Raw genomic sequence first — 5,430 nt, 5'->3', positions numbered from 1 at the left:
CGGTGCTTCTCAGCGCATCACTTCCTCGCGTAGCGAGCCTCACTTCCTGCCGGAGGCAGCATCACTTGCTGGGGTGTTCTTTCCAGCGTACAGCGTCTTGTAGCAAGCGGCCAGTGGCTTTTAGCCCGACGCAGTCGGAACTGGCCTCGCCGAAGGCGAGACTGGCCAGGCGAAGTCTGCCTGGCCACCGAAGGTGACTGGCTACTTTTTGGCTTCTTCCTTGCGCCTGTGAGATGGCTTCTTTTTCTTCGGGCGAACAGCCGTTCGCCCCTACAGAATCACCTAAGATTGTCATCCCGTAGCGCTCCTGTACGGGATCTCTTTCTTCTCGTCCTTCTCGCGCTCTCTCCTAATCTCGTGTCCTTAACTCTCTCTCTTTTCAGAGGACGGAGAACCGTTGACGGTTGACCTGAGAGACTTCCTGCGAAGCAGCATCACTTCTGCGGATGGCCCTCGGCGCAAATCAATCCCTTTTTTCGAGCTTTTATAACCCGGTTTTGATAACCCGTTCTTGCTAACCCGCCCCTTATAAACCGATCTTTGCGTTTTTTTCGGAGGACGGCGGACCGTTGACGAACAACGGTGCTTCTCAGCGCATCACTCGCCTATATCCTAGCGCCCTGTATCCCTTCTTGCGGTTTTCAAACATTTTCTTCAACATGGGCACATTCTCGTCGACGTAATCGTAAATTCTGACTTCATGTTTTCCGAAGCTCTCCCTGTGTAGTCTTCCAGCATATTGCTGAAGAACTCCCTTCCAGGAAATCGGAAACGTGAGAAAGAGAGTGTCAAGCCTGGGATCATCGAATCCTTCACCGAGGTATCTTCCTGTAGATAGCAACGCTGCACCGTTCATCTCGGTCTTGAATCGATCCAGAGACTCGTCTTGTATCTTCCTGGGCTGTTTGCCGTGCAACAAGAAGATCTTTTTCTTCAGATCGCTTAGCATCTCGTAAAGAATCTCAATGTGTTTAACCCTTTCGGAGAAGACAAGGCAGTATCTTCCTGCTTCAATAGCCCTCCTGATGTCTTCACAGATCAAGGCATTTCTATCTTCATCGGTCTCTATTGCTTTGTAAATTTCCTTGGGTTTGGAATCTACTTCTGTCACCAGACCGGTCTGTCTGCTCACATACGTTCGTTCAAAGAAGAACCTTCCCTTTCTAGACATCTTGTGTCTTATAGGACCGCACTGCATGAACAAAATTCTTTCGTGGCCATCTCTTCTCTTTGGTGAGGCAGTAAGACCTGTTATGAACTTAGCGGAAATACTCTTGACAACTCTTTCTACTGTGAAAGCCGGTATATGCTGGCATTCATCAACTATTACTTGACCATAATCGGGAAGGCTCTTGAGAGTTTGTTCGTTACGCGCAAGAGTCTGTATGAGAGCTATATCCAGGACACCTTTTGCGGTTTTCTTTCCAAGACCTATTTGTCCTATCTCCTCGGGTGGGATCTGAAGAAACTCGCAAGCGCTTTCCTGCCATTGTCGTAAGAGCTCTCTTCGATGAACTAGAATAAGTGTGCCGCGCTTTCTTTGTGCAATTAGCTTTAGAGCAATTACTGTCTTTCCGGTACCAGTAGGAGCGCAAAGAATTCCGAACTCGTGGGCGAGCATCTCGCTGGCGGCTCTATCCTGATCCTGTGTCAATTTACCGTGAAAAGTGAACTCTATACAACTTCCCTTGGATCGATTGTCGATCAGATTAACGCGCACTCCATTCTTTTCTAGAAGATCAAGCAAATCATACAGGCAACCTCTGGGCAACAGGAAGCGGTTTTCGTCTTCATCTGCACAGTTAATCCGTCTTGGCTTGTTGTATGTTGGCAGCCTCATTGCCTGCGCTCTGAAAAACTCAGGATTATCGAAAGATGCTAACTTAAGAATCTCATTCATTATTGAGGAGGGAAGTGAACCCTTCTCAATACTTATCATACTGTCTATTTTCAGCGTTACTTCTTCAGGGAAGATTTCTTTAGTTAATCTCACTTGGTTTGTCGCTTTTTCTGTATAGCTCTTCTCCAGTTCGCGCAAAACATCCACAATCTTCGAGGAATCAATCCTCTCAATCGATGAGAGATGGGCCCATTGGTCTGCGTGCGGCGCAAAATTGTCGTTTAGAAATACCGTATTTCCATTTTTCCTTGAAGTTCCCTGCAAGGGAAGAGCTATCAGATTCCCAAGCCCGCCCTTTGGAAGCACATCTTGATTAGGAAAAAACCTGTCATATGATCCTAAGCCCAATCTTGGCCGGCTCTCAAGAACCCGATTGAGCAATTCGAAACCGAGCTTCCGAACTATAGAGGCCTTAATTGCGTCTTTGAAGAATAACCAAAGATGACAACCATTGCCAGATCTTGATCTCTCCACATACAACGGAATCGAAAGTGAGGAGGAAACATTTGAGAAAGCTTTCGCATCCTCTTCCCATCCGTCCCCATCTAGATCGGCGGCGAAAAATCTGCAGGATTCGTCCTCAAGAAGAGGATAGACACCCACTGAAATCTCCCCTGAAAGATGATTATAGATTACCCGATCTGTAAGTGGTGCGAACTCTCTCGACTCGCACTGAGAGCACTTGATCTGAGGTTTCCTGCAAATACCCTTCTTCCAAATGTTCTTGCAAACTGGCTGGTACCCGTAAGATCCGTTCGCTCCTTCCCATCTAAGCGCGTAAACATCCTGCCTGCCGAAGAAGAGAGATCTGAAAAGTGCTATCTTCTCATCGGGCGATGAATAATGTGAGACCGTGTAATTGCCAGTTCTCTGGTTTCCCGAGTTTTTTCTCAAACGTTCATTGGCCTCTTCAAGTCCAGCTATTCGGCTTTTCAGTCTCTGGAGATCATTGTCCATAAAGCAACTCCTTCAGTAATAGTATACAAAAGATTACCGAAAAGTGCAGTAGTCAACCTGTGTTGAGGTCGCTAGTCAACTACACTGAACCTGAAGGTGTTGAACCAAAGTCCTTTAGAGCTTCTTCTCCTGCTTTTCACTTGTTTCATAGCGGCGCTTCAAAGCTTGTCTGATTTTGGGAGGTTTGACGTCCCTAAAAATGGTGGAATGTCTGGATACCGACAAAGTGCTTGAATATCTCATGATTCAAGACAACGCAACAACAGCAGCCAAAGTTGGCTACTTTTTCACTCAAACATCGGAATCATTAACATCCATAGTGGTTTCTTGGATGAGCTGAAAAAAATGATTCCTGCTTCGCCACACTACATGGCTCGAAGAAGCGATGAAGAATCGAAATTTGCCGGCGAATGGAATCTTGTCGTGCCGAAATATTTATGGGATGAAGATTGGGAGGAACGATGAGATTATCTAGAGAGACGCTCTTTGGACTGTCAGGTCAAACCGGTTACCGGCAGGAAATCCTCCAGAAGGTTTCAATACTTCTCTCGTTTCTAGATAGGGCATCAAGAAATGAATATCTACCCAGTAGATTTGCTCTCAAAGGCGGAACCGCGATAAATCTTTTCTTCCTGTGAATTCCCAGATTATCAGTTGACATAGATATCGATTATCTTTGAGAAGCTGATCGATCGGAACTTCAAGACAAGGGAGTTAAATTTGAAATGTTGATTGAATCGGTTTGCTTTGAGAAAGAATTATCGGTAAGAAACAAGAGTTGTCGTTTCGCATCCTACTTTGTATAATAATTTGTATAATAATACGTAGCAAAGTACCAAGATAAAGGAGGTGCTAAATCATGCATTACACATCAAAAACCAACACAGTCAGCATGACAGACTTGTCTAGAAGTCCAGGTAAGTATTTCAGGCAGCTAGAAAGCAGTGGCGATACGCTCTTGGTAATCAAGAATAGCGAGATAAAGTATGCCGTTATGAATATTGAGACGTATAAGAAACTAATCGAAGTGGAAGAGCTCTTTGAAAATTCGCAGATAGCGGAGATCCTAAAAGAAAGAGCAGTAGTTCCGAAAGAAGAGTATCTGGAAGTAGATATTGACGACATATGAGCAGTTGGAAAACACGATTTCATCCTGAGGCTCTCAAAGAAGTAGAGAGAATGGATGGGCAGATCAAATCGCTTGCAAAGAGCAAACTGAAGCAAATCTCTGCAAATCCTTTTCTGGGAATAGCACTAGGGAATAAACATGGAATAGATCTAACCGGATACTACAAAGCCTATTTCTTCAAGAAGAAGTTCAGAATTGTGTATTCCATTGATTCAGATTCAAGAACGATCTTCGTAGTTAGCATAAACAAAAGAGAAGATCTTCTAGCCTACAATAATGCCTTCAAACGAAGACAAAAAAGGGACTAAAAAATGTTCAGCAGGGTTTCGACACTGTCACCCTGACACTGAGGCACGACGTGAATTGCGATTTTCAAGAGCCTAGTTTGACCCTTGCTAGATCATGGTTGGCTTTGCGAAAGGGGAACTGACTGGCTCCTTATGAAACGCTCTGCGCTTAGGAGCAAAGAGCCGCTGAACGCTGTAAGCGAAAATAGGGACTGACAATTCTCCTTATGCCTGTCCCATTTTTCGCGCCAAAGACAGAGATCCTGACCAGGAGCATTGTCAGGATGACAGTGTGCGGTTATTTTTAAAACGCCGCATCACGTCATGAACTTGATTCAGCACCATGTTCTTTGCGCACTAACTTTGCAAATTCACGGATTCATAATCGTAGATTCCCTCAAAGAATAGATCCCGAAACAAGTTCGGGATGACAATGAGAGGGAGTTCCAAAAAGTCATGATTGGTATGACAGCGTTTGCTGATTCTGAAAACGCGATAATTCGTCATGCTCGTTTCAGCATCTAGGTCTTCAGAGCCGCTGTGCACTTGTTCTAGCCTTATGACTTGCACACCGAAACTTGAAACCGTTCTTTTCGGAGAACGGAGAACCGTTAACGGTGGACCTCGCACCGCGTCCAGATCCTGACCAGGAGCATTGTCAGGATGACTTTGAAAGGGGGATTACACTTATCATTGCTCTTTCAGATAGAGGTCTGGCTTCTTCTTGCAACTTACATCATGGAACTTGCAACGATCTTCCAGCTCGGAGGACGGTGAACGGCCTACGGACAACCTTGTCTAATGCGACTAGCCTGAGTTAGCAGACCGACCACTTTTTGCCTTCTGCCTTGCGCCTGTGAGATGGCTTCCCCCTCTTCGGGCGAACAGCCGTTCGCCCCTACAGAATCACCTAAGATTGTCATCCCGTAGCGGGATCTCTTTCTTCTCGTCCTTCTCGCGCTCTCTCCTCATCTCGTGGTCCTAAACGAAGAACCTGGAAACGAAGTGTCGGAACGAAGAACCGCTCTTTACAACAATAGTTCCCAACCCTCTTGCCAGACCCTAGACCTCACAACCCTAGACCCGGCTCATACGCTCTCTTCTCGGAGGACGGAGAACCGTTGACGAACAACGGTGCTTCTCAGCGCATCACTTCC

At 45.8% G+C, this 5,430-nt stretch carries 4 protein-coding genes; 3 read left to right on the top strand and 1 reads right to left on the bottom strand.

What is annotated here, in order from left to right; all coding sequences use genetic code 11:
* Positions 1 to 589: 589 nt before the first annotated feature.
* A complete protein-coding gene (locus B3K42_RS05175) occupies positions 590 to 2,857 on the bottom strand; it encodes a TOTE conflict system archaeo-eukaryotic primase domain-containing protein (protein ID WP_110990401.1) in 2,268 nt (755 codons plus the stop codon).
* A gap of 461 nt (positions 2,858 to 3,318) precedes the next feature.
* Here B3K42_RS05175 and B3K42_RS05170 point away from each other — a divergent pair, with 461 nt between their 5' ends.
* From B3K42_RS05170 to B3K42_RS05160, 3 genes are all read left to right on the top strand, one after another.
* Positions 3,319 to 3,495: a hypothetical protein gene (locus B3K42_RS05170; RefSeq protein WP_181419066.1), complete on the top strand. Its 177-nt coding sequence runs from the start codon at positions 3,319 to 3,321 to the stop codon at positions 3,493 to 3,495.
* 221 nt (positions 3,496 to 3,716) lie between these two features.
* Positions 3,717 to 3,986, top strand: a complete 270-nt coding sequence (locus B3K42_RS05165; protein WP_110990400.1) for a type II toxin-antitoxin system Phd/YefM family antitoxin — start codon at positions 3,717 to 3,719, stop codon at positions 3,984 to 3,986.
* Positions 3,983 to 4,294, top strand: coding sequence for a type II toxin-antitoxin system RelE family toxin (locus B3K42_RS05160; RefSeq protein ID WP_110990399.1), 312 nt, complete (start codon positions 3,983 to 3,985; stop codon positions 4,292 to 4,294). Before B3K42_RS05165 ends, B3K42_RS05160 begins: the two co-directional genes overlap by 4 nt.
* The last annotated feature ends 1,136 nt before the right edge of the window (positions 4,295 to 5,430 follow it).

It is taken from the genome of Mesotoga sp. UBA6090 (genome assembly GCF_002435945.1).
Taxonomy (GTDB): Bacteria; Thermotogota; Thermotogae; order Petrotogales; family Kosmotogaceae; genus Mesotoga.
The sequence above is the reverse complement of the archived record's forward strand: the minus strand, read 5'-3'. Positions and strand labels throughout refer to the sequence as shown.